The organism is Cytobacillus oceanisediminis 2691 (assembly GCF_000294775.2).
GTDB lineage: Bacteria > Bacillota > Bacilli > Bacillales > Cytobacillaceae > Cytobacillus > Cytobacillus pseudoceanisediminis.
This window is the reverse complement of the sequence record NZ_CP015506.1, coordinates 5,319,847-5,345,141: the sequence shown is the minus strand read 5'-3', so window position 1 is coordinate 5,345,141 and position 25,295 is coordinate 5,319,847. Positions and strand designations below refer to the sequence as shown.

General features: G+C 43.5%; 23 protein-coding genes and 1 pseudogene. 10 read left to right on the top strand and 14 right to left on the bottom strand.

Annotation, left to right across the window (positions count from 1 at the left end):
* Nucleotides 1-6 precede the first annotated feature (6 nt).
* Nucleotides 7-1,041, top strand: a complete 1,035-nt coding sequence (locus A361_RS26650; RefSeq protein ID WP_019380505.1) for a Gfo/Idh/MocA family protein — start codon at nucleotides 7-9, stop codon at nucleotides 1,039-1,041.
* A gap of 49 nt (nucleotides 1,042-1,090) precedes the next feature.
* On the opposite strand, the gene A361_RS26645 is transcribed toward A361_RS26650, so the two are convergent.
* Together A361_RS26645 and A361_RS26640 are read right to left on the bottom strand one after the other, a co-directional pair.
* Nucleotides 1,091-2,260: a DUF418 domain-containing protein gene (locus tag A361_RS26645; RefSeq protein ID WP_019380506.1), complete on the bottom strand. Its 1,170-nt coding sequence runs from the start codon at nucleotides 2,258-2,260 to the stop codon at nucleotides 1,091-1,093.
* Between the two features lie 212 nt (nucleotides 2,261-2,472).
* On the bottom strand, nucleotides 2,473-2,661 hold the full coding sequence (locus A361_RS26640; protein WP_019380507.1) for a hypothetical protein: 189 nt from the start codon (nucleotides 2,659-2,661) through the stop codon (nucleotides 2,473-2,475).
* 126 nt (nucleotides 2,662-2,787) lie between these two features.
* Here A361_RS26640 and aspA point away from each other — a divergent pair, with 126 nt between their 5' ends.
* A complete protein-coding gene (aspA, locus tag A361_RS26635; RefSeq protein ID WP_019380508.1) occupies nucleotides 2,788-4,218 on the top strand; it encodes an aspartate ammonia-lyase in 1,431 nt (476 codons plus the stop codon).
* Nucleotides 4,219-4,301: 83 nt separating this feature from the next.
* On the opposite strand, the gene gnd is transcribed toward aspA, so the two are convergent.
* The 5 genes from gnd to A361_RS26605 form a co-directional block, all read right to left on the bottom strand.
* A complete protein-coding gene (gene gnd, locus A361_RS26630; RefSeq protein WP_019380509.1) occupies nucleotides 4,302-5,708 on the bottom strand; it encodes a decarboxylating NADP(+)-dependent phosphogluconate dehydrogenase in 1,407 nt (468 codons plus the stop codon).
* 75 nt (nucleotides 5,709-5,783) lie between these two features.
* Nucleotides 5,784-7,130, bottom strand: a complete 1,347-nt coding sequence (locus A361_RS26625; RefSeq protein ID WP_019380510.1) for a GntP family permease — start codon at nucleotides 7,128-7,130, stop codon at nucleotides 5,784-5,786.
* 15 nt (nucleotides 7,131-7,145) lie between these two features.
* Nucleotides 7,146-8,687: a gluconokinase gene (gntK, locus tag A361_RS26620; protein WP_019380511.1), complete on the bottom strand. Its 1,542-nt coding sequence runs from the start codon at nucleotides 8,685-8,687 to the stop codon at nucleotides 7,146-7,148.
* On the bottom strand, nucleotides 8,680-9,411 hold the full coding sequence (locus A361_RS26615; RefSeq protein ID WP_009332401.1) for a GntR family transcriptional regulator: 732 nt from the start codon (nucleotides 9,409-9,411) through the stop codon (nucleotides 8,680-8,682). Before A361_RS26615 ends, gntK begins: the two co-directional genes overlap by 8 nt.
* A 707-nt stretch (nucleotides 9,412-10,118) precedes the next feature.
* On the bottom strand, nucleotides 10,119-11,030 hold the full coding sequence (locus tag A361_RS26605) for a nuclease-related domain-containing protein (protein ID WP_335582801.1): 912 nt from the start codon (nucleotides 11,028-11,030) through the stop codon (nucleotides 10,119-10,121).
* 302 nt (nucleotides 11,031-11,332) lie between these two features.
* On the opposite strand from A361_RS26605, the pseudogene A361_RS26600 reads away from it, so the two are divergent.
* From A361_RS26600 to A361_RS26565, 8 genes and pseudogenes are all read left to right on the top strand, one after another.
* Nucleotides 11,333-12,245: pseudogene (locus A361_RS26600) on the top strand (hypothetical protein).
* Nucleotides 12,246-12,339: 94 nt separating this feature from the next.
* A complete protein-coding gene (locus A361_RS26595; protein WP_019380514.1) occupies nucleotides 12,340-13,329 on the top strand; it encodes a LacI family DNA-binding transcriptional regulator in 990 nt (329 codons plus the stop codon).
* A gap of 156 nt (nucleotides 13,330-13,485) precedes the next feature.
* The gene (locus tag A361_RS26590) at nucleotides 13,486-14,895 is read left to right on the top strand and encodes a sucrose-specific PTS transporter subunit IIBC (RefSeq protein WP_019380515.1); all 1,410 of its coding nucleotides are present in this window, start codon (nucleotides 13,486-13,488) and stop codon (nucleotides 14,893-14,895) included.
* A gap of 30 nt (nucleotides 14,896-14,925) precedes the next feature.
* The gene (locus A361_RS26585) at nucleotides 14,926-16,365 is read left to right on the top strand and encodes a glycoside hydrolase family 32 protein (protein ID WP_019380516.1); all 1,440 of its coding nucleotides are present in this window, start codon (nucleotides 14,926-14,928) and stop codon (nucleotides 16,363-16,365) included.
* Between the two features lie 21 nt (nucleotides 16,366-16,386).
* The gene (locus A361_RS26580) at nucleotides 16,387-17,328 is read left to right on the top strand and encodes an aminoimidazole riboside kinase (protein ID WP_026041607.1); all 942 of its coding nucleotides are present in this window, start codon (nucleotides 16,387-16,389) and stop codon (nucleotides 17,326-17,328) included.
* A gap of 274 nt (nucleotides 17,329-17,602) precedes the next feature.
* A complete protein-coding gene (locus A361_RS26575) occupies nucleotides 17,603-19,114 on the top strand; it encodes a malate:quinone oxidoreductase (RefSeq protein WP_019380518.1) in 1,512 nt (503 codons plus the stop codon).
* Nucleotides 19,115-19,297: 183 nt separating this feature from the next.
* Nucleotides 19,298-19,747: a helix-turn-helix domain-containing protein gene (locus tag A361_RS26570; protein ID WP_019380519.1), complete on the top strand. Its 450-nt coding sequence runs from the start codon at nucleotides 19,298-19,300 to the stop codon at nucleotides 19,745-19,747.
* An 83-nt stretch (nucleotides 19,748-19,830) separates the two neighbouring features.
* Nucleotides 19,831-20,703 (top strand): AraC family transcriptional regulator, encoded by an 873-nt coding sequence (locus A361_RS26565; RefSeq protein WP_019380520.1) that lies wholly within the window; start codon nucleotides 19,831-19,833, stop codon nucleotides 20,701-20,703.
* A 158-nt stretch (nucleotides 20,704-20,861) separates the two neighbouring features.
* On the opposite strand, the gene A361_RS26560 is transcribed toward A361_RS26565, so the two are convergent.
* The 7 genes from A361_RS26560 to A361_RS26530 all read right to left on the bottom strand — a co-directional run bounded on the left by A361_RS26560 (nucleotide 20,862) and on the right by A361_RS26530 (nucleotide 25,131).
* Nucleotides 20,862-20,999, bottom strand: coding sequence for a YvrJ family protein (locus A361_RS26560; RefSeq protein WP_019380521.1), 138 nt, complete (start codon nucleotides 20,997-20,999; stop codon nucleotides 20,862-20,864).
* A 69-nt stretch (nucleotides 21,000-21,068) separates the two neighbouring features.
* A complete protein-coding gene (locus A361_RS26555) occupies nucleotides 21,069-21,287 on the bottom strand; it encodes a DUF2922 domain-containing protein (RefSeq protein ID WP_009332391.1) in 219 nt (72 codons plus the stop codon).
* A gap of 40 nt (nucleotides 21,288-21,327) precedes the next feature.
* Nucleotides 21,328-21,546 (bottom strand): DUF1659 domain-containing protein, encoded by a 219-nt coding sequence (locus tag A361_RS26550; RefSeq protein ID WP_009332390.1) that lies wholly within the window; start codon nucleotides 21,544-21,546, stop codon nucleotides 21,328-21,330.
* Nucleotides 21,547-21,831: 285 nt separating this feature from the next.
* Nucleotides 21,832-22,317 carry a sigma-70 family RNA polymerase sigma factor gene (locus A361_RS26545; RefSeq protein ID WP_019380522.1) on the bottom strand — a complete coding sequence of 162 codons (486 nt, stop codon included), beginning with the start codon at nucleotides 22,315-22,317 and terminating at the stop codon, nucleotides 21,832-21,834.
* 192 nt (nucleotides 22,318-22,509) lie between these two features.
* Entirely contained in the window at nucleotides 22,510-23,322 is an 813-nt protein-coding gene (locus A361_RS26540; protein WP_019380523.1) for a hypothetical protein, read from the bottom strand.
* A gap of 94 nt (nucleotides 23,323-23,416) precedes the next feature.
* Nucleotides 23,417-24,409, bottom strand: a complete 993-nt coding sequence (locus A361_RS26535) for a DUF3231 family protein (protein ID WP_033196498.1) — start codon at nucleotides 24,407-24,409, stop codon at nucleotides 23,417-23,419.
* Nucleotides 24,410-24,426: 17 nt separating this feature from the next.
* Nucleotides 24,427-25,131 carry a DUF421 domain-containing protein gene (locus tag A361_RS26530; protein WP_019380525.1) on the bottom strand — a complete coding sequence of 235 codons (705 nt, stop codon included), beginning with the start codon at nucleotides 25,129-25,131 and terminating at the stop codon, nucleotides 24,427-24,429.
* Nucleotides 25,132-25,295: the final 164 nt, after the last annotated feature.

The following is a 25,295-nucleotide window of genomic DNA, read 5'->3' as shown; positions in this document are numbered from 1 at the left end:
AAACCTTTGGGTATTAAAGTAGGAATTATTGGGTGTGGGTCGATCACTAAATTACGCCATGCACCCGAATACAGGGATAATCCATACGTGGATGAAATCGTTTTTTTTGACCGGAATTTACAGAGGGCGACCGAACTCGCGAACCAGTTTGGCGGCAGTGTAGCTCAAACAGCAGAAGAGTTATTGGCTGATCCAGCAGTTGAGGCCATTAGTGATTGTTCTTCAAACGAGTTTCATCATATCTTTTCTGCAAATGCATTACTAAGCGGAAAGCATGTTTTATGTGAAAAACCGATTTCTTTATCAGTTGAGCAAGCAAACAAGATTATCGAAGCTCAAAAGGAATCCGGGAAAAAGTTAATGGTTGATCATAACCAGCGTTTTACTCGGGCACATCAGAAGGCAAAAGAAATCATTAAAAATGAAGAACTTGGAAAAGTACTTACTTTTAGAACAACCTTTGGACACTCTGGACCGGAACAATGGGGTGTCAATAAATCAAACTCTACATGGTTCTTTAAAAAGGAACGGTCAGGTCTGGGTGTGGCAGGAGATTTAGGGATTCATAAGATCGATTTAATCCATTATTTATTAGATGATGAGATCGAACAAGTCAGCGCATTTCAAGGTGCGCTCGACAAAGTCAATGAAAAGGGAGAACCCATTGAAGTATGTGATAACATCGTATGCAGTTTAAAAACAAAAAAAGGCCGTCTTGGGACAGCTGCCTTTTCTTGGACTTATTACGGAGAAGAAGACAACAGTACCGTCATTTATTGCGAACAAGGTATTTTGAAGATTTATCATAGTGATAAATACCAAATAGAAATCATGAATAAAAATGGTGAAAATATTTTTTTTGAACTAGAGAAAATCCAGACAAACGAGAATCAAACAAATAGCGGTGTGATTGATGCCTTCATTGATTGTATTCGTCTCGACCAAGACCCGCTTGTGACAGGAAGCGATGCGCTTTCCTCGCTAAAAGTTATATTAGGCATTATGGAAGCAGCAGAAAAAGGCTGTGTTACAACAATTTAAACATATTTCAAAAACAACCGAGTTCCCTAAAATACTCGGTTGTCTTCGTTTACTTATTTCTATAGGCTAATCTCCTCAATAAAACTTCCAATGGTCCATTCAAATCCTTTTTTTCCAATCCCCAAGCCAATAGAAGAGAAAGACACCATATTCCCGCAGCAATAACCGCTGCAGTACCATTGCTTACACGGCCACCTAAATCAAGAGCCACCGACGATAAAAAGAGGACAAGCATCGTCTCGTTCCACACATAGAAGGTTAATGAGCGCTTCCCTAAAGCCATTAAAGAAAGGGTAAGACTCCCAGGCTTTTTTACCTTGGTCCCAATGATCCCGAAAATCGCGGCATATGCCAAGCCTCCTGCAATTCCTGTTAAAATGTGTAAGCCGTTCATCAAACCAGCTGTAAATGGGCTTGGATGCCATAAGGTCCCCAGCAGCGATAAAGGCAGTGCCCCTAATAAAGAAACGGTTAATCCTAAAACGGTAATCAAATAAATGATTTTTAAATGCTGCTCTGGCTTGATTAATAACTGATACCTGGCGATCCACATGCCGAGCAGGACGGAAGGGAGAACCGGGAACATTAAATGAATGAGAATAGGAATAGAAGGAAAAGTATATAGGCCTATCAAAGCTGTGCCAAGGTAGGTGTCTGCGGCTGAAACCTCTGGAGGGAAACCATAGCCTCCGATTTCCAGCATGTTGAAGCCCCACATGATTGGGCCAAAAATTATATAGAATAAGGTGATAAAAATAAAGGTTCGAATCAGTGTCTTGATTTCACGTGCTAAAAGCCAGCTGACGAGCAGCCCTGCTGTCCCGTAGGCCATAAGAATATCCTGGCCTCCAATGATGACAGCCAAAACAATCCCAAATAGAATCAAATACCAGGAACGCCTTCTTATCGTCTTAATGGCTTCTTTTTCTCTTATTCCTTTAGATATTCGACTGTCAAATGCAAGAACAAGCCCATATCCGAATAAAACGGCAAACATCGCCCTTGCTCTATTATCAATAAAAAATTGGCCCAAAAAATTAACGATTTGGTCAAGGAAGGTAACAGCCTCTACTCTTTGCATAATCCCGGGTTCAGAGGTATACAAATAGAGGGGGGCATGGGCAAGTGCAATTAGCAGAAGCATCGTACCTCGTGCTAAATCCAGTGAAACAGCACGTTTTTTTGGACCAGCTGTTCTCATGCTCGATTGATTGGACATGCTGATTTTCTCCTTTGTCTTATATATATACGCCTTGCTTGATTCTTTATTTTGCAGGTCGATTAAACAATAAGCTTCCCAATCATATTAATAAGCCCTATAGGGATAGGTGAGTTTACTTTAAGCATTCTTTCTTCTATGGCTAAAATCAGTGAAGCAAGCTATTCCGGTTTAAAGGGCTGAGTAAATTCAGCCATTTGCTGGCCTTCCATTTAATCCATAATAAGAGCTTCCTCTGTCCCTTTGTCTGCCATCCGGTAATAAGGAACCTGTTCATTTCGAGCATTAAAGGCAATTTCAATTAAGGCAATTAAATAGTAGGTCGTATTTAAATTTATGTCAATTGCATAAGATAGTTGGCAAAGTGCAGTTAAATAATAAGGGAGAAGCTGGCACTCCATATAGCCAATATATTATTGTCCCATAACCATTGCTTATTCCCCTTTTCCGGATTATAGTGTATACGAAGGATAAGTCATTACAAAACCTATATATATCTGAAAGGTTTATATAAAGGAGAAGAGTATATGTTAGCAGCAACGAACAGCTTCAGAATTGAAAAAGACTTCCTGGGTTCTAAGGAAGTTCCGGTTGATGCCTATTACGGTGTTCAGACGCTTCGCGCGGTTGAGAACTTTCCGATTACAGGCTACCGGATCCACCCGGAGTTAATCAAGGCAATGGCAATGGTGAAAAAGGCTGCGGCCTTGGCGAATATGGAGGTTAAGCGCCTTTATTCAGGCATTGGAGACCCGATCGTACAGGCAGCTGATGAAATGATTGAAGGACTATGGCATGATCAGGTTATTGTTGACCCGATCCAGGGTGGTGCCGGGACGTCCATTAATATGAATATTAATGAAATCCTTGCAAACCGTGCGATTGAAATTATGGGCTATGAAAAGGGAGATTATTCTCATTGCAGCCCAAATACCCATGTCAATATGTCCCAATCGACGAATGATGCCTTCCCGACTGCAATGCATATCTCTGTATTAAATCTGCTGGATCAGTTAATCCCGACCATGGAACATATGCATTCCGTTTTCCTTGAAAAATCAAAGGAATTCAACCATGTAATTAAAATGGGACGGACTCATCTGCAGGATGCGGTTCCAATCAGGCTTGGCCAGGAATTTGAAGCTTACAGCCGTGTCATTGCGCGTGACATTAAGCGCATTCAGCAATCCAAACAGCACTTATATGAGTTGAACATGGGAGCAACAGCTGTTGGAACAGGGCTAAATGCCATCCCTAAATACATTGACTTGGTAGTGAAGCACATTGCCGACATCAGCGGTCTGCCATTTACAGGGGCTGATCATCTTGTAGATGCCACGCAGAATACGGATTCTTACACGGAAGTTTCCGGAGCCTTGAAAATCTGCATGATCAATATGTCCAAAATCGCGAATGATTTGCGTCTAATGGCGTCTGGCCCAAGAGCCGGCCTTGGGGAAATATCGCTTCCAGCAAGACAGCCGGGTTCTTCCATTATGCCGGGGAAAGTAAACCCTGTTCTTCCTGAGCTGATTAACCAGGTGGCATTCCAGGTCATCGGAAACGACCATACTATCTCTCTTGCTTCAGAAGCAGGACAGCTTGAACTGAATGTCATGGAGCCAGTCCTGATCTTTAACCTTCTGCAATCGATCAGCATTATGAACAATGCTTTCAGTACGTTTACTGAGCATTGTGTAAAAGGAATCGAAGCCAATGAAGAGAGATTAAGGGAATACGTTGAGAAAAGTGTGGGCATCATCACAGCGGTAAACCCTCACCTTGGCTATGAAGTCGTATCAAGAATCGCGAGGGAAGCCATTTTAACAGGCTCTCCAATCAGGGAACTATGCCTGAAATATGATGTGCTGACAGAAGAAGAACTGGATTTAATTCTCGATCCATATGAGATGACAGATCCTGGCATCGCAGGCGCTGCGCTGCTGGAAAGAGACTAAACTAAAAACGCTTGCCCCCTATGCTAAGCAGCTGGCGGGGGCAAGCGTTTTTTCTTCTCTATTAATTTAGCTCAGGCGCCGCTTTATTCATTCCAATTTGTGTGGAAGGTTCCTTCTAAATCAGTCCGTTCATACGTATGGGCACCGAAGTAATCACGCTGTGCCTGCAGCATGCTCGCATTGGAGTTTCCTGTCCGATAGCTATCGTAATAGGAAAGAGATGAGCTCAAGCACGGTAAAGCGATGCCGGATTGAATGCCTTCGCAGACAATTTTACGCAGTCCGTTCTGATAGTCCCTGATTCTTTCTGCAAAGTAAGGGGAGACTAACAAATTGGCCAGGCTCGGCTGCTCTTGGTAGGCCTCGCTTATGACATTTAAGAATTCCGCACGAATGATGCAGCCGTCGCGGAAAATCAGGGCAATATCCTTCAGAGGCAGATTCCAGCCATACAGTTCGGATGACATTTTATATTGCGTAAATCCTTGCGCATAGGCGCATACTTTTCCCATATATAAAGCTTGTCTGATGTATTCAATCCACTCTTCTTTTTCGAGGGCTGTCTGATTCTTCTCTGGACCTGTTAAGAGTGTTTCTGCTGTCATACGCTCTTCTTTTAAAGCAGAGATATAACGGGCAAATAAGGATTCTGTGATGATCGAGGTTGGAATTCCATTATCGATGGCTTGCAGGCTGGTCCATTTTCCGGTTCCTTTTTGCCCTGCTTTATCGAGAATGACATCGATTTGCGGCAGCCCTGTACGCTCATCCTTTTTCCTTAGAATATCTGCCGTGATTTCGATTAAATAGCTCTTCAGCTCGCCTTGATTCCATGTTTCAAAAATATCAGCGATTTCCTCAACTGATAATCCTAATTTATCTCTTAAAAAGGTATAGGCTTCGGCAATTAGCTGCATATCCGCATACTCAATTCCATTATGTACCATTTTAACGAAATGGCCTGCCCCTTTTGGTCCAATATAGACACAGCAAGGAACACCATCAACCTGTGCAGCTATCTTCGTAAGAATAGGAGCGGCTTTATCATAGACCTCTTTGTCTCCGCCAGGCATGATGGAAGGTCCTGTTAAGGCACCGACTTCACCGCCTGAGATTCCAATTCCTAAATAACCAATTCCTTTTGATTTCAGTTCATCATATCTTCTTCCTGTATCTTCATAATGTGAGTTTCCGCCATCCATGATGACATCACCTTCTTCAAGGAAGGGGATCAAGCTGGAGATAACAGAATCAATAGCTTTCCCTGCGGTAACCATTAAAAAGATTTTTCTTGGTGTTTCCAGGGAATTTACAAAATCCCCGATTTCGTAATAAGGGTTAATGGTTTGCCCATCCAGTTTTTGTACAAGTTTATCGGTTAAGTCCCTTGTGTAATTATATACTGCCACTTGCTCTCCGTTATTGGCCATGTTTAAAGCGATATTGCTGCCCATTACTCCTAAACCAATAACACCAATTGTATTTAACATAGTTCTTGCTCCCTTTTTCAGATTAATAGGCAATGGAACCCTCTCAGGAAGTAGGGTTCCATTGCCTTATATAGTTTATACAAATAAGCTTAGCAATAAAATAAATCCTAATCCAGCTACAGATATAATGGTTTCAAGCAAGGTCCATGTTGCAAACGTTTCCTTCATGCTTAATCCAAAGTATTCTTTGAACATCCAGAAGCCGGCATCGTTAACATGTGAAGCAACTAAGCTTCCTGCACCTGTTGCAAGTACCACTAATGCAAGATTAACATCTGATTGGCCCAGCATCGGAATGACTAAGCCAGCTGTTGTTAAGGCAGCCACTGTGGCAGACCCTAAGGAAATCCGCAGGATGGCAGCGATAATCCATGCAAGCAAAATCGGTGATAAGTTCGTTCCTTTGAATAGCTCTGCTACATAGTCACCAACACCGCCATCGATTAATACTTGTTTGAAGGCACCGCCTCCGCCAATAATCAAGAGCATCATTCCGATATGGGTGATAGCTGTTGTACAGGATTCCATCACATTTTTGATTGGAATCTTCCTTGCCAGTCCCATTGTATAGATGGCAACCAATAAGGAGATCAGCATCGAAGTGCCGGCGTCACCAATAAAACGGATTGCGGCCAGAATACTATTATCTTCAAATCCCAATGTTTTTTGAAGCAATGTAATAATCGTTGCGATCGACATTAAAATAACAGGAAGTAAAGCCGTAAATACACTGATTCCAAAACCAGGAGTGTCTTCAAGCTTAAATGTTTTCTGCTCGCCTAAAGAGGCGATGCTCCCGCTTTTTGTAAATGATTCAGGGACTAGCCTTTTTGCAATTTTTGTAAATACCGGTCCAGCTAAAATCACGGTAGGAAGAGCGATGATAAATCCATAAAGCAGTACTTCACCAATGTTTGCGCCAAATTCACCCGCAATGACAGTTGGCCCCGGGTGAGGAGGCAGGAATCCGTGTGTGACAGATAGAGCTGCTGTCATTGGAATACCAAGATACAAAATGGATATCTTCAATTCTCTTGAAATGGCAAATACGATTGGAATTAATAATACAAGTCCTACTTCAAAGAATAATGCTACACCAATAATAAATGATGCTGCCACTACGGCCCATTGAATATTCTTTTCACCGAATTTGTTCACAAGGGTCATAGCTATTCGCTGTGCGCCTCCAGAGTCGGCGATTAGTTTGCCTAACATGGCGCCAAGTCCAAATATAAGCGCCAAGTGACCCAGCGTTCCCCCTAATCCTGCTTCAATGGTCTTTACAATTTGATCCAGCGGCATTCCGAGTGCTAAAGCAACACCAAATGAAACAATGATTAATGAAATAAAGGTATTTAATTTTAAGCCCATTATTAGTATTAATAAGGCAATGATTCCAATTCCAACTATTACTAATGGCATTGTAAACTCCTCCTGTTAGTTATGCTGTACTAATCTTCGCTGATAATTTGCAATCGCTGAGTAATCATCCTCTAACGTTCTTGATAAATGAATGAAAATCGGCAGCAATTGTCGATATTCTTTTACTGCCGTTTCTTGCGGTGTATGTTTATAGGTATCGCCCACCATTTCAGAAACGGCTTCAAAGGAGTCGATTTTTCCTGTGGCATATAATCCTAAAATACAGGCACCAAGACATGAACTTTCATAGCTTTCAGGTATGACAACTTCCGATTCAAAAATATCGGACATCATCTGTCGCCAGATCTCAGATCTTGCGAATCCTCCTGTTGCTTGAATACGGGTTACCGGGCCGTCCATGCATTCAACTAATGCCAAGTACACGGTGTATAGATTATAAATGACGCCTTCCAGCGCTGCCCGAATCATATGTTCCTTCTTATGTGACATGGTTAATCCGAAGAAGGATCCGCGTACGTCCGGGTTCCATAAAGGAGCACGTTCACCTGCCAGGTAAGGATGGAATAGCAAGCCGTCTGCACCTGGTCTTACACGTTCTGCAATTTTTGTTAATACTTCGTACGGATCAATGCCTAATCTTTTGGCAGTTTCTATCTCTGAAGAGGCAAATTCATCCCTGATCCAGCGAAGAACCATCCCTCCATTGTTTACCGGTCCGCCAATCACCCAATGATTTTCCGTTAAGGCATAACAGAAGATTCTACCTTTTTCATCTGTCTGCGGCTTGTCAATAATGGTCCGTATGGCACCGCTTGTCCCAATGGTGATGGCAATCTCACCTTTTCTAATCGCATTAACACCCAGATTCGAAAGCACTCCATCACTTGCGCCAATCACAAAAGGTGTTTGAGGATCGATGCCCATTTGTTTGGCTAATTTAGGATTGCAGTTCTTGAACATCTTCGTAGTGGGTACAAGTTTGGATAATTGTGCGGGAGTGACTCCTGCAATCGCTAGTGCCTCCTCATCCCAATCCAATGTTTTAAGATTCATCATTCCCATGCATGAAGCCAGTGAATAATCGACAACATATTCATCAAAGAGCTTCTTAAAGATATATTCTTTAATGCCAATATACTTTTTTGTTTTGCTGGCGATCTCAGGGCGTTCATTCACAATCCAGGCGATTTTGCTTAACGGTGACATAGGATGAATAGGCGTTCCAGTCCGTTTATATACCTCATGCCCATTCAATTCATCCTTAATTTTGCGTGCCCATGCTTCGCTGCGATTATCTGCCCAGGTGATGACTGGCGTAAGCGGCAGGTGATCTTCATCCATTGCGATAACACTATGCATCGCACTGCTAAAAGAGATAAAGGACAGGTTTTTATCCGAATGGTTTTCCATAATATTCGCTATGGACTGCAGTACAGCTGAAAAAATCTCTTCCGGGTTTTGTTCAGCTGTCGAAATATCCGGTGTGTACAGCGGATATCCGATATTCTCATGCTGAATAACTTTACCTTGTTCACTGAATAACACGGCTTTTGTACTGGTGGTTCCAATATCAATCCCTAACATATAGCTAGTCATCTTGTTGTTTAACCCCTTTAGATAGCATTTGTTGTGATCTCCATAAGTCGTCCACTTTCCCTTGAACATCATCAAAATTTTCGTGTAAAGACTTAATCATGAGGTCTCTGTCTTTTGTTTTGATTGCATCAATATATAGTTCATGGTTTTTCAATATCCGAGTAAGGTCTTCGTAATTTTCCTTGAATCGCACGCGCATGGACAAAAGAATGAAGCTTTCCATTACGGGCTTTAAATTATTCCAGATCAATGAGACGTATGAATGGCCAATAGATCGAATGATGATTTCGTGGAACAGGATGTCCTGATAAGAAAATTCATCAGCATCCTGATACTTAACAGCTACCTTCATCATTTCCAATACTTTGCTTAGTTCCATTGCTAATTCATTTGTATCCATACTTATGAGACGTTCAAATACGAACGTTTCGATCATTAGACGAACATCATAAATTTCTTCTATTTCTTTTTCTGTTAAGCCGGCAACAACAGCACCCGTTCTTTCTAATCGGATGATATTTTCAGATGCCAGTGTTCTTAATGCTTCACGAACTGGTGAACGGCTTACCGCAAAATCTCCAGCCAGTTTATTTTCTGAAAGCGTGGTACCGCTTTCAAATAAGCCTGCAATAATGCGCATTCTAAGCTCATAGGCTACGCGGTCACCAGCGGAAGCTTTAGATAGCCATTTTTGAGGATATAAGAATTCATTAGAATCGTTCATAACATCACCTTTATGAAATGACATTTGAGTATACGTGTATACTTGTATACAAGTATTATAAATGAAATTGGTGAAAATGCAAACGCTTTATTTGGCTCGTGTCGAATTTTGTCATTGCAGATACGCATCTCTGCTGGAAAGCGGTCAAATTGAGTCCGTAGTAGGCGCACCTACGGACAGTAGGAGCAGGAATCGGAGAGGTTGAGTCCGGAAGTAGATGCATCTTCAGACAGAAAGAGAGGAAATTGGAGGAAGAGAGTCCGAAGTAGGCGGTTATTCGGACAGTAGGAGTAGAAATAGGAGAGGTTGAGTCCGAAGTTGACGGTTATTCGGACAGTAGAAGCAGGAATCGGAGAGGTTGAGTCCGAAGTAGGTGCACCTTCAGACCGAAAGAGAGGAAATTGAAGGAAGTGAGTCCGAAGTTGGCACTTATTCGGACAGTTGGAGTAGAAATCAGAGAGGTTGAGTCCGAAGTTTATGCAGCTTCAGACAGAAAGAGAGGAAATTGGAGGAAGCGAGTCCGAAGTTGGCACTTATTCGGACAGTGGGGGTAGGAATCGGAGAGGTTGAGTCCGAAGTAGGTGCTGACTTTAGACAGAATAAGGGGAAAACCGGCGGACCCCAGTCCCCCCTGGACAGGAGACCCGTTGAGCACCTGTCCGACCCCGTCTCCCCAGATGGTCTTCAAATGCTTTAATCAATAAAGTTTATACATAATAAGTATTACTTGTACTGCCGAGTGCCGTATAGTTTTTCTTTAGTACCCTGCAGATTGTTCGTTTGCTTAGATCTAAATTGCACCATTCATAAATGTTTTGTGTGGTAAGCTTTCGTTCAGGAAAGAGGAGCTGGAACTCCTTTATATTCCGCAGAATCGCTTGTTCAATCTTTTCATTCCCTCCGCACTTTTTGCATACGAGGTCCTTGCTTTTAATTGTTAGCGGTAAAGATTTACAGGTTTTGCAATGTATCCCTTTTTTTAGCTGTTCAAAGTGATATTTTGGCCATACAGTAAATGGGTTTTTAGGCTGATGTAATGACATTAAATGTTGGGCTAGCTTCGTATGTCCATCATTTAAATTGGACGGAGTTTTATTCAGATCTTTTATAAAGCGGTTGACTTGGGTTGGAAGAACAATAGGTTGGTCCATCGGGGCTTGATATAAGGTGAATTCAGGGTTAATGAAAACGACGGAGGCTTTAACGGGGTAATTTTGCTTGAGAGTTTGGAGCAGCTGGCGGAGCAGGGCCGCACTTCTTTTTAATTGGTAAACGGGATTTTTATATTCCCTGCCGGCAGTCACGGTATAAAGCTTGTCAGATTCCAAGTACCAGTCTCCCTGGTAATTCTTTATTTCTAATAGATGGATCATACTCTCTGAAATAATCAGGGTATCAATTTGAAAATAGGAGTTGTTTACCTCCAATAGCAAATCATTGATAATCAATCTCTCTTCCTGGAGAATTTCTGCGAGATGGTCAAATTTCACCTCTCCTTCATAGCCTTTTTCAAGGTTTGAATACTGCAGCTTTTCCTTTTCAGTTAACTCCATTCGGGTGTTTAAATATCTTATAGACATTAATTCAACCGGCTCGGATCTTCTTTTAACTAACATCATTCACTTCCTTTCTTTGGCCTCTAGATTTATTTTATTAGAAATTTCTAAAATATCAAATAAATACTCGAACCTTCTAAAAAACAATCTGGGTTTAAATCCTCTGCTTATTTATATTTACCAATTTTTAAGAAGTATTTAATACATTAAAGATTATTGAATGGAATACAATTCCTATGTTGCTATTGTTGTGAATATGAATCCATGTGCGTAAAAGGGAATTTTGTGAAGAACTTGAATAATCTTAATAAACAGGAGGAACTAATTTGGAAAATACAGACCAGGCATCCTCACCGTTGATAAAAATGCGCAGAATATTTGGTTATGGGGCTGCCATAGCGGTGACCCCTTATCTGCTGATTAAAATTGCCTGGACGTTGGGCCTCTTTCTTCCCACAGAGCAAATGGGCGATGTCAGCTGGCGGGGGATTAACGCAGTTACTGCGGTTGTCGCTGCGGTTGGTATCCTGCTGGCGATGGCGTTCTGCAGGCCGTGGGGTGAACGGCTGCCTGCGTGGCTGGTGGCTCTGCCCATTTGGCTGGGTACCGGTCTTCTCGTTCCCATGCTGCTGCTGGCACCTGTCCTTGGCCCAGCCGCCATGGTCCTGGATCAGGAAGCAGGTGCCGCTGACTTCTGGGTTTACGAGCAGATCTTCGTTATGGTCTCGCTGGTCGGGGCCGGTATTTGCCTGCCTTTGGCTTTAGCAGGATATGCCAAGGCGCGGTGGCCAGAGGCGCTGGGTGGTCCAATCGACTGCGGGGAGGTGCCGGGGCACACCAGGCAGCTGCAAGTCACGTTTGGCAGACTCGTTGCAGCGGGATGCATTCTCCTCGGCACTATAAAGGTGTTCTGGGCTGCAGGAGGCACCCTTGGCATAGATCCAAGCATGCTGGATTCCCGTGATTTGTGGTGGCGCCTCTTGACGCTGAGTACAGGCGGCTGGGCATTAGTGGGTGCGTGGGGCCTATTAGTGCTGATCACCCGCCGCGGGTCGAGGAGGTTTCTGCCGCCAATGGCAGCGGCATGGATCTCGTCGGGCATGCTGTTTTCTTATAACCTCTTTTCCATCATTCGCCCAGATTTTCAGTCCAGCCCAGAGTACCCTCTGGCACGGGTGCTGAGCACCGAGGCCGGTATTGTATTGGGCGTTATGATGGGGATGATTCTTCTCCTGGTTGGTGCACGACCGGCGGCGAGCACTGATGAGGCAGGAGTAATAGGGGATATACTCGTCCTGCCTCACCAAGCTATTTCCTTTTCCCTTCATTTGTGTAAAATGATAATAGACTATTTTGGCCCGGGAGGATTTAGATGATTACCATAAAGGAAATTGCAGAAAGGGCGAATGTTTCTCGGACGACTGTTTCGAGGGTATTAAATGATTCCGGTTATGTGAGTGAGGATGCAAGGAAAAGGGTCCTGCACGTAATTGAGGAGACCGGTTATGTCCCAAGTGCCCATGCGAAGTCACTCCGCACGAAAAAAACAAAGGTTATTGGGGTTATTCTGCCGAAAATCAGCACCGAAACGTCCAGCCGTCTGGTTAATGGCATTGACGACGTATTGGCCAGGGAAGGCTATCAGATTCTCCTTGCTAATACAAATCTTCATGCTGAAAAAGAGATAGAATATATACGGCTCCTCAAAAGCAGGAATGTGGACGGCATGATTCTGTCGGCTACAAATGTGCAGCCTGAATTGATTCAGGAGATCCGTCAGCTGAAAATCCCTTTTATTATGGTGGGTCAGCATGCGGAAGAATTGACGAATGTGATTTTTGATGAATATCAGGCTGCGAGGGACATGGTTGGCCTCCTAATCAAGAAGGGATATAAAAAAATTGCTTTTATTGGTGTGGATGAAGCTGACCGTGCGGTGGGTTACCTCCGGAAAAAAGGATACCTGGATGCAATGAAGGAGCATGAGGTTCCGGTTGAAGAAAGCTGGCTGCAAAAGGGGATTTTCGATATAGACTCAGGCGCTGAGTGCATGAAGAGTATCATGGAATCTGCCGAAAATAAACCTCAAGCTGTTCTTGCTGTGACAGATCGTCTGGCAATTGGCGCTTTGCAGTATCTCAGGCAAAATGGATTCTCCGTTCCTGGTGATGTAGCGATTGCCGGAATGGGTGGGTCGGAGCTTTCTAAATATATCACACCAGGCTTAACAACCATCGATTTTTCCTTTGAAGATGCAGGCCGGGAGGCAGCCTTATTAATCCTTCAAAAGGTTAAGGGGGAGTACGGGCAGGAAATAACCAGAAAAATTAGATATAGACTTGTAGAAAGAGAAAGTATATAATAGATGTGTAATCGGTTTCATAAGGAAGATAATCGATTACACTTTTATTTTTGCTTTTATGGAATCGATTCCATACAGAACGTCCAACTTAAATGGTTATTTTTTTATCCGATGTGGAATCGATTCCACAAACATATGAAAATAGGGGTGAAGAGGATGTCTGAGTATCGTAAAATTTCGGAAGAACTAATTGACGCTGTCGGGGGCAGTGAGAATGTTCACTCAGTAGCGCACTGTGCGACCAGGCTGCGGATCATAGTGAATGATAAGGAAAAAATTGATCAGGAAAAGGTGGAAAGCATCAATAAAGTAAAAGGGGCTTTCTTCAATTCAGGTCAATATCAGATTATTTTTGGCACGGGAACAGTTAATAAAGTCTATGAAGAAGTATCCGGCCTGGACATTGAATCTATGTCAGCATCAGAGCAGAAAAAAGAAGCGGTTAAAAGCGGTTCTGCTTTCCAGAGGGCGATCCGGAAATTCGGGGACGTATTTGTGCCGATCATTCCAGTCCTTGTCGCGACAGGACTCTTTATGGGATTGCGCGGACTGGTGATGCAGGAGGAAATTCTCGCTTTATTCGGCATGACGGCATCGAATGTGTCGGAAAATTTCATTTTATTTACGCAGGTACTGACGGATACGGCATTTATCTTCCTGCCGGCTCTTGTTGCCTGGTCAACCTTTAGAGTGTTTGGCGGGACTCCAATCATTGGTTTAATCCTAGGGTTGATGCTTGTGAGTCCTTCCCTGCCAAATGCGTGGGATGTGGCAGGCGGTAATGTTGAGCCGATTTACTTTTTTGGATTCATTCCGGTTGTTGGCTACCAGGCTTCTGTCCTTCCAGCCTTTATTGCCGGGATTATCGGGGCAAAATTGGAGAGGCTCATTCGAAAACGGGTGCCGGATGCATTGGATCTGATTATTACCCCGTTCTTAACCCTTCTGATCATGATTGGATTATCGCTTCTGGTCATTGGGCCGTTGTTTCATATGGTGGAGCAAGGCATCCTGGATGTTACTACGACTGTGCTCTCATGGCCGTTCGGGATCAGCGGCATACTTATCGGTGGTCTTAATCAGCTTATCGTTATCACTGGTGTTCATCATATTTTCAATATGCTGGAGATTCAGCTATTGGCTCAGTATAAAAGCAACCCTTACAACGCAATTGTTACATGTGCCGTTGCAGCCCAGGGGGGTGCAACTTTAGCAGTCGCTTTAAAAACACAATCAGCCAAATTAAAGGCTTTGGCTTTCCCGTCTGCTTTATCCGCATTTTTGGGAATAACCGAGCCGGCGTTGTTCGGTGTCAATCTGCGGTACGGCAAGCCGTTTGTCATGGGACTGATTGGCGGAGCTGCCGGCGGGTTCGCTGCCTCTCTGCTTCAGCTGAAAGCGACAGGAATGGCAGTTACCGTTATTCCAGGCACCCTTCTTTACTTAAATGGCCAGGTTCTGCAGTACATCCTAGTCAATGTGATTGCCATTGCAGTGGCCTTTGCCCTGACTTGGATGTTTGGCTACTCGGATAAGGCAAGGAAAGAAGTGGAACAGGGACAGTAACAGAAATTTCAACAGCAAGGATGTTCTAATATGACTGAAATCGATTTTTTCAAGAAGGCCAGCGAAGAAGCAGAGAGAAATAGGCATTTGGTTCAGCAGGATCCTTACCGGTTGAAGTATCATCTTATGCCGCCTGTCGGCTTGCTGAATGATCCCAATGGCTTAATCCAATTCAATGGTGTTTATCATGTCTTTTATCAATGGAATCCGTTTGATACTGCACATGGTGCCAAGTATTGGGGGCATTACACTTCCAGGGATCTCGTCCATTGGAAGGAAGAGCCAGTCGCGCTGGCTCCGGATCAGTGGTATGACCGGAATGGCTGCTATTCCGGAAGTGCGATAGAGTATGAGGGAAAGCTTTATCTCTTTTATACAGGAAATGTGAAGACGGAGGATGGCAGGCGTGAGACTTATCAATGTCTTGCCGTATCAGAAGATGGCATCCATTTTGCCAAAAAAGGTCCTGTCCTGGAGCTGCCGGAAAGGTATACCGCTCATTTCCGCGATCCGAAGGTCTGGGAAAAGGATGGGCATTTCTATATGGTAGTTGGAGCTCAGACGTCCAATCAGGAGGGTGCGGCTGTCCTGTTTGCTTCGAAGGATTTATACCATTGGGAGGAACAAGGCAAGATTGCCGGCGCATCGATGAATGGTCTAGAAGACTTCGGCTATATGTGGGAATGTCCCGATCTATTTGAATTAGATGGACAGGAGATTTTGCTTGTTTCACCGCAGGGGCTTGAGCCGAGCGGGTTTGAATACCATAACCTTTTTCAATCAGGGTATTTTGCCGGAAAGCTTGATTACGAAAAAGCGATATTTAAACATGGTTCCTTTGTTGAGCTGGATCGCGGCTTTGATTTTTATGCACCGCAAACGTTTAAAGACGATTCCGGGAGGCGGATTCTTTATGGATGGATGGGCATGACAGATGAAGACGAATCCAGCCAGCCAACTGTTCCTTATCGCTGGATCCACGCATTGACCATGCCAAGAGTGCTTGAAATGATAAACGGGAGGCTCTTCCAGAAGCCTGTAAAGGAATTAAAAAAGCTTCGCAAAGATAAGATGGAGCTCCAAAATATAGAGATTAATGGAGAAAGCCTGCAACTGGACGGATTAAGTGGGAAAACGGCCGAACTGATGCTGGAATCCTTGAAGAATGTAAGGGGAATGTTCAAAATTGATTTCCGGAATGAGGCTTCTCTTACTTATAATCCGGATCAAAAGGAAATCCAGCTGCAAAGAAGAAATGTAAAAACAGGAATGCAGGAGTCAAGAACCTGCAAAATTTCAAGTCTATCCGAACTGCATGTGTTTATGGACCAGTCTTCACTGGAAATTTTCATTAATGGCGGAGAGGAAGTCTTCACAGCACGATATTTTCCTGATCCGGAGGATGAAACGATTTTCTTTAGCGGGGATGCAGGCTTTTCGGTATCCATGTGGAATCTTGAGAATAAATAACTTTTTTAAATGAGGTGTACTATGAAAGGGGTTCTATGTTTGGGGGAAGCTCTGATTGATTTTATTCCCCTGGATTCTGATAATTCTACCTATCAAAAGGCTCCGGGCGGGGCACCGGCTAATGTTTCGGTAGGAGTGTCGAAGCTTGGAGGGAAGGCCGCCTTCATTGGAAAAGTCGGAGACGATGTGCTCGGTCGCTTTCTCAAGGATACCTTGAAGGGGTACGGGGTCCATACACAATATATGAAACTGACGGATGAAGCGCGGACAGGTATTACGTTTGTGACGTTAGAGCCTTCTGGTGAGCGGGATTTTAGTTTCTATATTAACCCAAGTGCAGACAGTTTCCTGAATAAAGATGAGATTGACTGGTCCATTTTTGAAAAATATAAGATTTTTCACTTTGGCTCAATCTCACTGATTCATGAGCCATCGAGGACTGCAGCCCTTCAAGCAGTGAAGAGGGCCAGGGAAAAGAATATGCTTATTTCCTATGACCCAAATCTCCGCTTAGGATTGTGGGGTTCCGAGGAAAGGGCAAAAGCAGAAATTATGGCGACTCTCCCCTATGCCGATATTCTAAAAATTTCGGAAGAAGAACTCACCTTTTTAACTGGATGCAATGATATGGAAGAAGGAATATCCCGGCTTCCTGAGAATCAGCTGACAATCGTTACGCTGGGCAGTGACGGCTGCATCTTCCGTTATAAAGATGAGATTGGAAAAGTTCCTGCATTGCCATACAAGGTGGTGGATACCACCGGTGCCGGAGATGCATTCGTTTCCGGTCTCCTTTATTGCATAAATGAATCTCCTAAAGCTTTAGAGGAGCATTCGCATGACGAGATGGCCTTCATGATTCGCTTCGCAAATGTGTCAGGAGGCCTGGCCGTCACAAGGAAAGGTGCTATGACCGGTCTTCCCTGCCTGGATGAAGTGCAGGACATCTTAAAAAAGACATAAATTTACCAAACAGCAGACAAACCTTCCAATACTGGAACCGTTTTGTCTGCTGTTTTGCTTCCGAAAACCCCCGCGCCGCTTTCTAATTTGTCTAAAATAGTATATAATTATCAGATAATACTAGCTATCTTACCCGATCAATCATTATAATAGAATAGAATGTGTATTTTGTGTGACGGAAAAGGTGTGTCCTTGGGTGATGCCTTTCGAGTGGTGACACCTGAGCAGAGCGCCTGCAGTTTTTGGCAAATATCTGGGATAAGGAAGGTTTAAAATGAGCAGCGTACAGAACAAAACAGACGTTATCTTAATTGGTGCCGGAATCATGAGCGCGACTTTGGGGTCTTTACTGAAAGAGTTAGCACCTGAGTGGGAGATCAAAGTGTTTGAGAAGCTCGCTAGCGCAGGAGAAGAAAGCTCTAACGAATGGAATAATGCAGGGACGGGACATGCTGCATTGTGCGAGCTTAACTATACATCTGAAAAATCTGATGGATCAATAGATATCACTAAAGCGATTAATGTAAATGAACAATTTCAGCTATCCAGACAGTTTTGGGCTTATCTTGTAGAAAACAACCTGATTCGCAATCCGCAGGACTTTATTATGCCAATCCCTCATATGAGCTTTGTTCAGGGGGAAAAAAATGTATCGTTTTTGAAAAAACGATTGGAAGCGCTGTCAGCTAATCCGCTGTTTCAGGGCATGGAATTTTCCGATGACCCTGAAAAGCTGAAGGAATGGATTCCGGTGATGATGGATGGCCGCACTTCGGACGAACCAATCGCAGCTACCAAAATCGACTCTGGAACGGATGTCAACTTCGGTGCGTTAACACGCATGCTGTTTGACCATTTAAAGAGTAAAAATGTCAATGTCCATTATCAGCATAGCGTAGAGGATTTGAAGCGTGCTGATGATGGATCATGGAATGTAAAAGTGCGAAATATGGAAAGCGGCACAACCGAAAACCATCAGGCGAAGTTCGTATTTATCGGCGGAGGCGGCGGAAGTCTGCATCTGCTTCAGAAGACGGGCATCCCTGAATCCAAGCATATAGGCGGATTCCCGGTAAGCGGACTGTTCCTCGTCTGCAACAAACCGGAAATTGTCGAGAAGCATCATGCAAAAGTGTACGGAAAAGCCAAAGTAGGTGCACCTCCAATGTCCGTGCCGCATCTGGATACAAGGTTTATTGATAACAAGAAATCCCTGCTGTTCGGGCCATTTGCCGGCTTCTCGCCAAAGTTCTTAAAGACAGGCTCCAATATGGACCTGATCAAGTCTGTTAAACCGAATAATGTCATCACCATGCTGGCAGCTGGTGCAAAAGAAATGGGGCTGACAAAATATCTGATTCAGCAGGTCATGCTATCCCATGAACAGCGCGTCGAAGAATTGCGCGAGTTTATCCCTAATGCACAGAGTGAAGACTGGAGTGTCGTGGTCGCAGGCCAGCGTGTGCAGGTTATCAAGGATACGCCTGCCGGAAAAGGAACCCTGCAATTCGGCACCGAGGTAGTCAGTGCCTCAGATGGCTCGGTTGCTGCCTTGCTCGGAGCTTCCCCGGGTGCTTCAACTGCCGTTAACGTCATGCTTGAAGTATTGCAAAAATGCTTCCCGCAGTATATGGAAGAGTGGCATTTTAAAATCAAGAAAATGATTCCGTCCTACGGCATGTCACTATCCGAGAACCCTGAGCTGTTCCGTGAGATTCATGAATCAACGGCACAAGTGCTGGGACTGAGCGAAGCAGAAAATCAAAAAGAGCTGGCCTATAACTGATCTTAACCAGATAGAACCTTTGACCCTAAATGCGGGTTGAAGGTTCTTTTTTATATGGTGAAAAACCAGTTTTAAAGCCTCTGCAACCTATGCGTGCGGCCCCGGCAACCATTCCTGTCTTTACTTTTGGCCAAAAAATTCACCATAATGGGAGTATCGATTTGCAGAAAGGTGATTGTGAATATGATTTTTGCCGAGAAGCTTAAAAAGGAGAGGAAAGAGAAAGGATGGTCACAGGAGGAACTGGCTGAAAAGCTGTTTGTGAGCCGCCAGTCTGTTTCCAAATGGGAAAATGGGCAGAACTATCCCAGTATTGAAATTATTATTAAACTGAGTGATCTGTTTGGGGTTACGATTGATGAATTATTAAGGAGTGATGAGGATTTGACGGAGAAAGTGATAAAGGACAGCAGGCAATTAGCGTATCCAAGATTGAAAGTATTTTTTGATTGTTTATTTCTGATAGGATCCGCTATGCTAATCATTAAACTAAGCATTCTAGGCCTTAATCATTTTACTGAATTAGAGATCCCTATTCGCGGATCATTTTTCTGGAATTTCGGTCCATTATTCTTAATGCTGGGCGGTGCAATTTTCTCTGACACATTAAAAAAGAAATACAAAAATGAGTAACGCAACCCTGCATTCTTGTGCATGGATTGTCGGGCCGCACCCTGCAGCTCCTGCTATTCTGTAGATAAGAGGAGGTCATCGAAATGGATTTGCTGCAAAATATGAATCGGGCGATGAGGTATATTGAAGAACATTTAACGGATGAAATCGACTTCAAAGAACTAGCAAAGATTGCGTTTTGCTCAGAATACCATTTTAAGCGAATGTTCTCCTTTCTTGCAGGTGTAACGCTTTCGGAGTATATCCGCAGGAGACGGCTGACATTGGCGGCCTTCGATTTGAAGGATAAGAATGCCAGGGTCATTGATGTAGCATTCAAATATGGGTATAGCTCGCCTGATTCGTTTACGAGGGCATTCCAGCAGCTTCATGGCATCACTCCTTCAGAAGCCAGGAGCAATGGCCACGCTCTCAAGGCTTATCCGCCGATGACCTTCCATTTATCTATTAAGGGAGGAAATGAAATGAACTATCGTATAGAAGAAAAAGATGCCTTTCGGATTGTAGGCTTAAAAAAGCGGGTGCCGATTATTTTTAACGGTGTGAATCCGGAGATTGCAGCCATGTGGGAGAGCTTAGATGAAAAAATGATTCTTAGGCTCAAGAGTGTATCGGATACAGAGCCATTTGGCCTGATCAGTGCTTCAGCCAATTTTTCTGAAGGCAGAATGGAAGAAAAGGGTGAACTGGACCATTATATCGGAGCTGCCACTGCAAAGGAATGCCCGGAGGGGATGGCATCTCTTGAGGTTCCGGCCTGTTCATGGGCGGTATTTGAAGCAGTGGGTCCGTTTCCGGAAACGCTTCAGAATGTCTGGGGACGGATTTACTCAGAATGGTTCCCTTCATCATCTTATCAGCAAATAGATGGGCCGGAAATCCTCTGGAATGAAAGCAAAGATACCGCTTCGCCTACATTCCGCAGTGAAATCTGGATTCCGGTTATGAAAAAATAGGGCTCCTTACTATGGAGTCCCGCCCTTTTAAAATGAGTATTAAAATCCTGTCTAGCTTCAATGGGAAAGCATCCAGCAGTCTAAACACCGCACGATTCAGCTATTAGGAGGAGCGCCCAGCCCCATGAGGTGTCAGGGGGGCAGGCGCTTCCGCTTTTCTATTCTTTCAGCCTATCCGGCAATCCCTGGATTGAGGACACGACTACATCAAGCTTGGCTTCGATCCGGTTCAGCAGAAAAAGCGTGACCACAATCGGGAAGCCGAGTTCGCTGATCAATGTGACCATCTGTTCCATCATGCATGCTCCTTTCTTTTTTACAAGCTATAAAAAAGGCCGGGTTCCAAAGAATCCGGCCTCATTCCCTTACACTAATTCATAATCTGTTACATTGCGTTCTATTAATCTAGCGCCTTTGGCAGAAACAAGGTCACCGCCATTTCCGTCAAATGCGTTCACTGCAATGATCTGTTCCATCACTGCCTTCACAGCTGCCGGATCAATCGGCTCCTTTGGGCTGTCAACCGATAATTTGGTTTCCTTGCCCAGCTCCGTTTCAAACGTCATTTCAAGTGTCTTCGCCATTCCCTTTCACACCTCCCGAATTGGTTATTTTCAATAAGAATTAGCCTAAAATATCGAAGCTGTCATTTCTGTTCAGCTCAGTCAGCGGATAGCTTGATAATCCAGCGATTGCCTGTCCCACTGTGAAAAGCTGGTCCGCTGTAGCGGATTGCTTCACACTGTTGTAGGTTTTTGATTTGTAGACAGGCTTGCCCTGTCCGTTCAATCCTGTTTCAAAAACCAGGCGAAGCTTTGAATCAATGATGATTGCCTGTGCCATTCCTGCTCACCTCCCTTTCACCTTTATAATCGAAATGAAGGATGTAAAAAGACAGGGTGCGGAAAAAATTTTTTAACAAATCAGAAAGCCTAAAATTTTGATGCCGATAACTGTCTAGCTCCACAAGGAAAGCAACGACAGTCTAATCACCGCATGATTAAAAGCGTCAGCTTTTAGGAGGAGTGCCTACCCCTTGAGGAGGCCTGGCCCCCAGAATGAGGGTCATACAGACGTTGCCACAGGACGTGGCGTTCTTAGTCTGCGTTGGCGCATCTGCTTTTCTTATTAATCTAGCTGAAGTGTGGTCCTAAGTTTTGTGAGGGCGCCTTTTTTCCAGGCTTTTACCGCTGAAGCCGTTACTCCATGCTGTTCGGCGATCTGATTGACTGTCAAATCATAGAGGAAAGTCGATAGAACCCAGATGGTCTGATTTTTGGTGAGGCTGCTGCAGTATGAAAGCAGCTGCTCTTCTTCAAGTGGCTGATGTTTATAGGAAGATTCCGCTGAAGACCAGAATTCTTCACTCCGGGTGACAGTGCTGTTTTTCTGCATCCTGGTTTTTCTCAATTCATCAATCAGTTTCTGTTTAACGATGGTATAGGCGAATGTCAGAAACTTTCCCTGTGTATGATCAAATAGATACCACGCCTCCCAAAGCCGGATAAGGGCGATTTGAAAATACTCTTCCTGGTTTTTATAAATGCTCAAAGATCGAATAATCTGGTGAATCATCGGTTCATATTGTGCTGCCACTTGCTCAAAGCTCTCCATGCTGGATTCCCTTCAGGAAAGCGCGCTCTCTTGTATTCCCGGGCAGCTCAAACATAGCTTTTTCATCATTTTTTTGCGAATTGGGTAAAAGCCGTAAATTGCCAGTTAAGACCCCTTAACTCGGGAGTTAGGGGGTCTAAGTCCGGACTTAGGGGGTCTAACTTGAAAGTTACGGGCAGTAACGAAGTTTTTTTATTTTTTATAAAAAAATTCCGCGAAAAAATCCTCTTCACGCGCTGAAAAGCCCATTTCGAATAATTCTTCGTAGTACTGCTCTTCAAATTTTCTTGTTAAAATTCCATAGAAATACGCGATAGGACGGGCGATTGTACAGGTTTTCATTTTCCGTATCAGCTGTTTAAAAGCATGGATAGCTGTGTCCAGCACCACGTTCAAATTTTGTTCACAATTGTGCTTGTAAGCGGCTATGGCTGTCATTCTCCAGAACTCTTCAATCTGCATTGCTTCCGGAATAAAGTAACGTGCAAGTTCTACAAATGCTTTTGGAACACGATCACTGGTAAAGGTGTAATCAAGTCCGGTTTTGGAACGATTAGTATTCTTTTGATTTTTATTAGTTTTAGAAAGATTGATAGTTTTATTAGGGTGGTCCATTTTTTTCTTTTTTGGTGGTTCACACTTGGGAAAACGATTAAATACATACAAATTGCTGGACTGGGATCCGTTTTTTCTTTCCGTTTCATGAACGGTAAAGAGACCGAGGCTTGCGGCCTTGGCTGTCATTCTTTTAAAAGTGGAGCGGGAAATGCCATTGCCGCAGTATTCCGCATGAATGGCTTTTAAAACGGTCCCGATCTTGGCATTGGAAACACCGGGAACCTTCGCGGCAAAACGAACAAGCCGTTTCAGCCCAAGAAGTTCTCCCTTCGAAAACTCATTCTTATGTACAGCAAGCCACATTTCCAGATGGGCATTAAATTCCTGCAGATCTTTAAATTGAGAAAACTGTCCAAATTGGTCCACACTTCCTGATTTAAGATTCATATCTTTGCACCGCCCTTTCATCTCTGATAATCGAAATGAAAGAGTGGAAAAGGCAGGGTGATTGGTAAAAAATGTGACAGAATGGTGAAAACTCTTATACCTGTCTCCCTGCTGGCTGTGGCGGCTGTTCGAGCCATTTTTGCTTTATGGCAATCAGCAGGCCTTTTCCGTAAAAGAGGGACATGTCTTTGGAAATGCTCAGCAGCTTTATGACAATATCGGATCTTAGGCTGGAGGTCAGTGCCTGGCTGATCATGGTGAAGCAGAAGATGCCGAGACAAGTATTTACAAAAAACAGCATGATCTTCTCGGAAAATGGAGGGGTGTCCACGTCAAAAATTTGATAATCTCCCGATGAGGACAGCGGAATATGTTCATTTTCCATAATGTCTCGGAGGGAAGATAACACTTTCTCAATCAAATCCCTTCCTTTGCTGAAATGGTCTTTCATTTCATTGCTTTCAGCAATAGTACTGAAGGCAACAAAGATCATTTTCGAGAATTGGGCTCTGTGAATAATTCTCGATATATTCGCTATTTCAGGAGCATTCAGCGGTCTGGAACCGCCCTTGAACCCATTGAGGTATTTAAGGCTGCGGGCAAAGTCGATCCGATCCTCCATCTTTAATTGCGGATGCTCTTGGTAAATGCCTTTAGATAACATCAAATCAACAATTTCATTCTGTATTTTTAACGTGAATTTAAGAGTAATCTCAAAATAATTCCGAATATCTTTACGGGTGCTTTCTGATAGGGCGCTTGGATATGTGCTCAATGAAAGCTGGGTGATATCATGGCAAAAAAATAAAATGAAATGATCTGAAAATAACTTCTGCCCATTGATCCTTACATCCTTTTCAGTGAAGCCGCGGGGAACGGAGAGATTCTCTTTACTGAAAAAATCCTGGAGCTGCTTAAGGTTTTTCTCGGATTGATGCAGCAGTCTTCCAGCAATCTTTTTAATTTTCCGATCCTCTGCAGTTTGAAAAAAATAAGTAAAAAATTGCAGCTCCATGCTGTTTTTTAAATACGATGACCAAATATTTGAGATTTCAGAAACCGTCAGCTCTTTAGAAAGCACTGTCATCACTCCTTTTAGCCAAATTAATGATATAAAAATACCTTCAAGGTTCCTTTGCTGTCTAAGGTAGCTAACAGAACATTATTAATTTCTGTCTGATAGAAACGTTCTAAATGGGCGATTAGCCATCTTTCATCCTTTTGCATGTTTTGCAGCTCTTTTTTATCCACTTTACCTTCCTTAATAATGGTTATAGGCATATCGAATGGTTCTGCATTTCTTTGCAGGAAAGCAGGTGTAATGGGTTCGTATTTGGGATCTAAAAAGAAGGAAATTCTCCCGCTTGCTTCCCATAGAGCCAGCGCTACCTTTTTTACATCTTCTACTTTTTTCTCCCGAAGTTCCTCCAGCAGCACATCAATAGAAATCCTTGCTTTGTTTAAGCCTTTGTATATGATTTCGCCACTCTGCACAATGATGATGGGCTTGCTGTTTACCAGTCTTCTGACTGCTGGCCATTTCAGGATACTGAATAAACTGATAAGGTAAAGGACCACGAGTACAATGGTTGTAACAATTGAACCCTTTAGTCCAAGCTCCTCATCTGATAAGGGATGGGCAATAATGTTGCCTATGACAAAAGCCATTACTAAGTCAAGGAGCCTTAATTGGGAAATAGCACGCTGCCCCAGCACTCTGACGACAATGACTAAGAAGAAATAAGCGATGACAGCCCTGAGTCCCCACTCCATAGCAGAAAGTGAGTGCTGACTCTGTAAAAAATCCATCTATGGCACATCCTTTAATGTAAAAAGTAAGCTTGCATAGTTCAGCTTTATACAAGTGTTTTCCTATCCAGCTGCAAATATTCAAAGGTGAGGAAGGTTTGTAAATTATTAACTGTACATATAAGGTTTGCCTTTTTGAAAAACTAAGCGAAAGGAGGTTATAA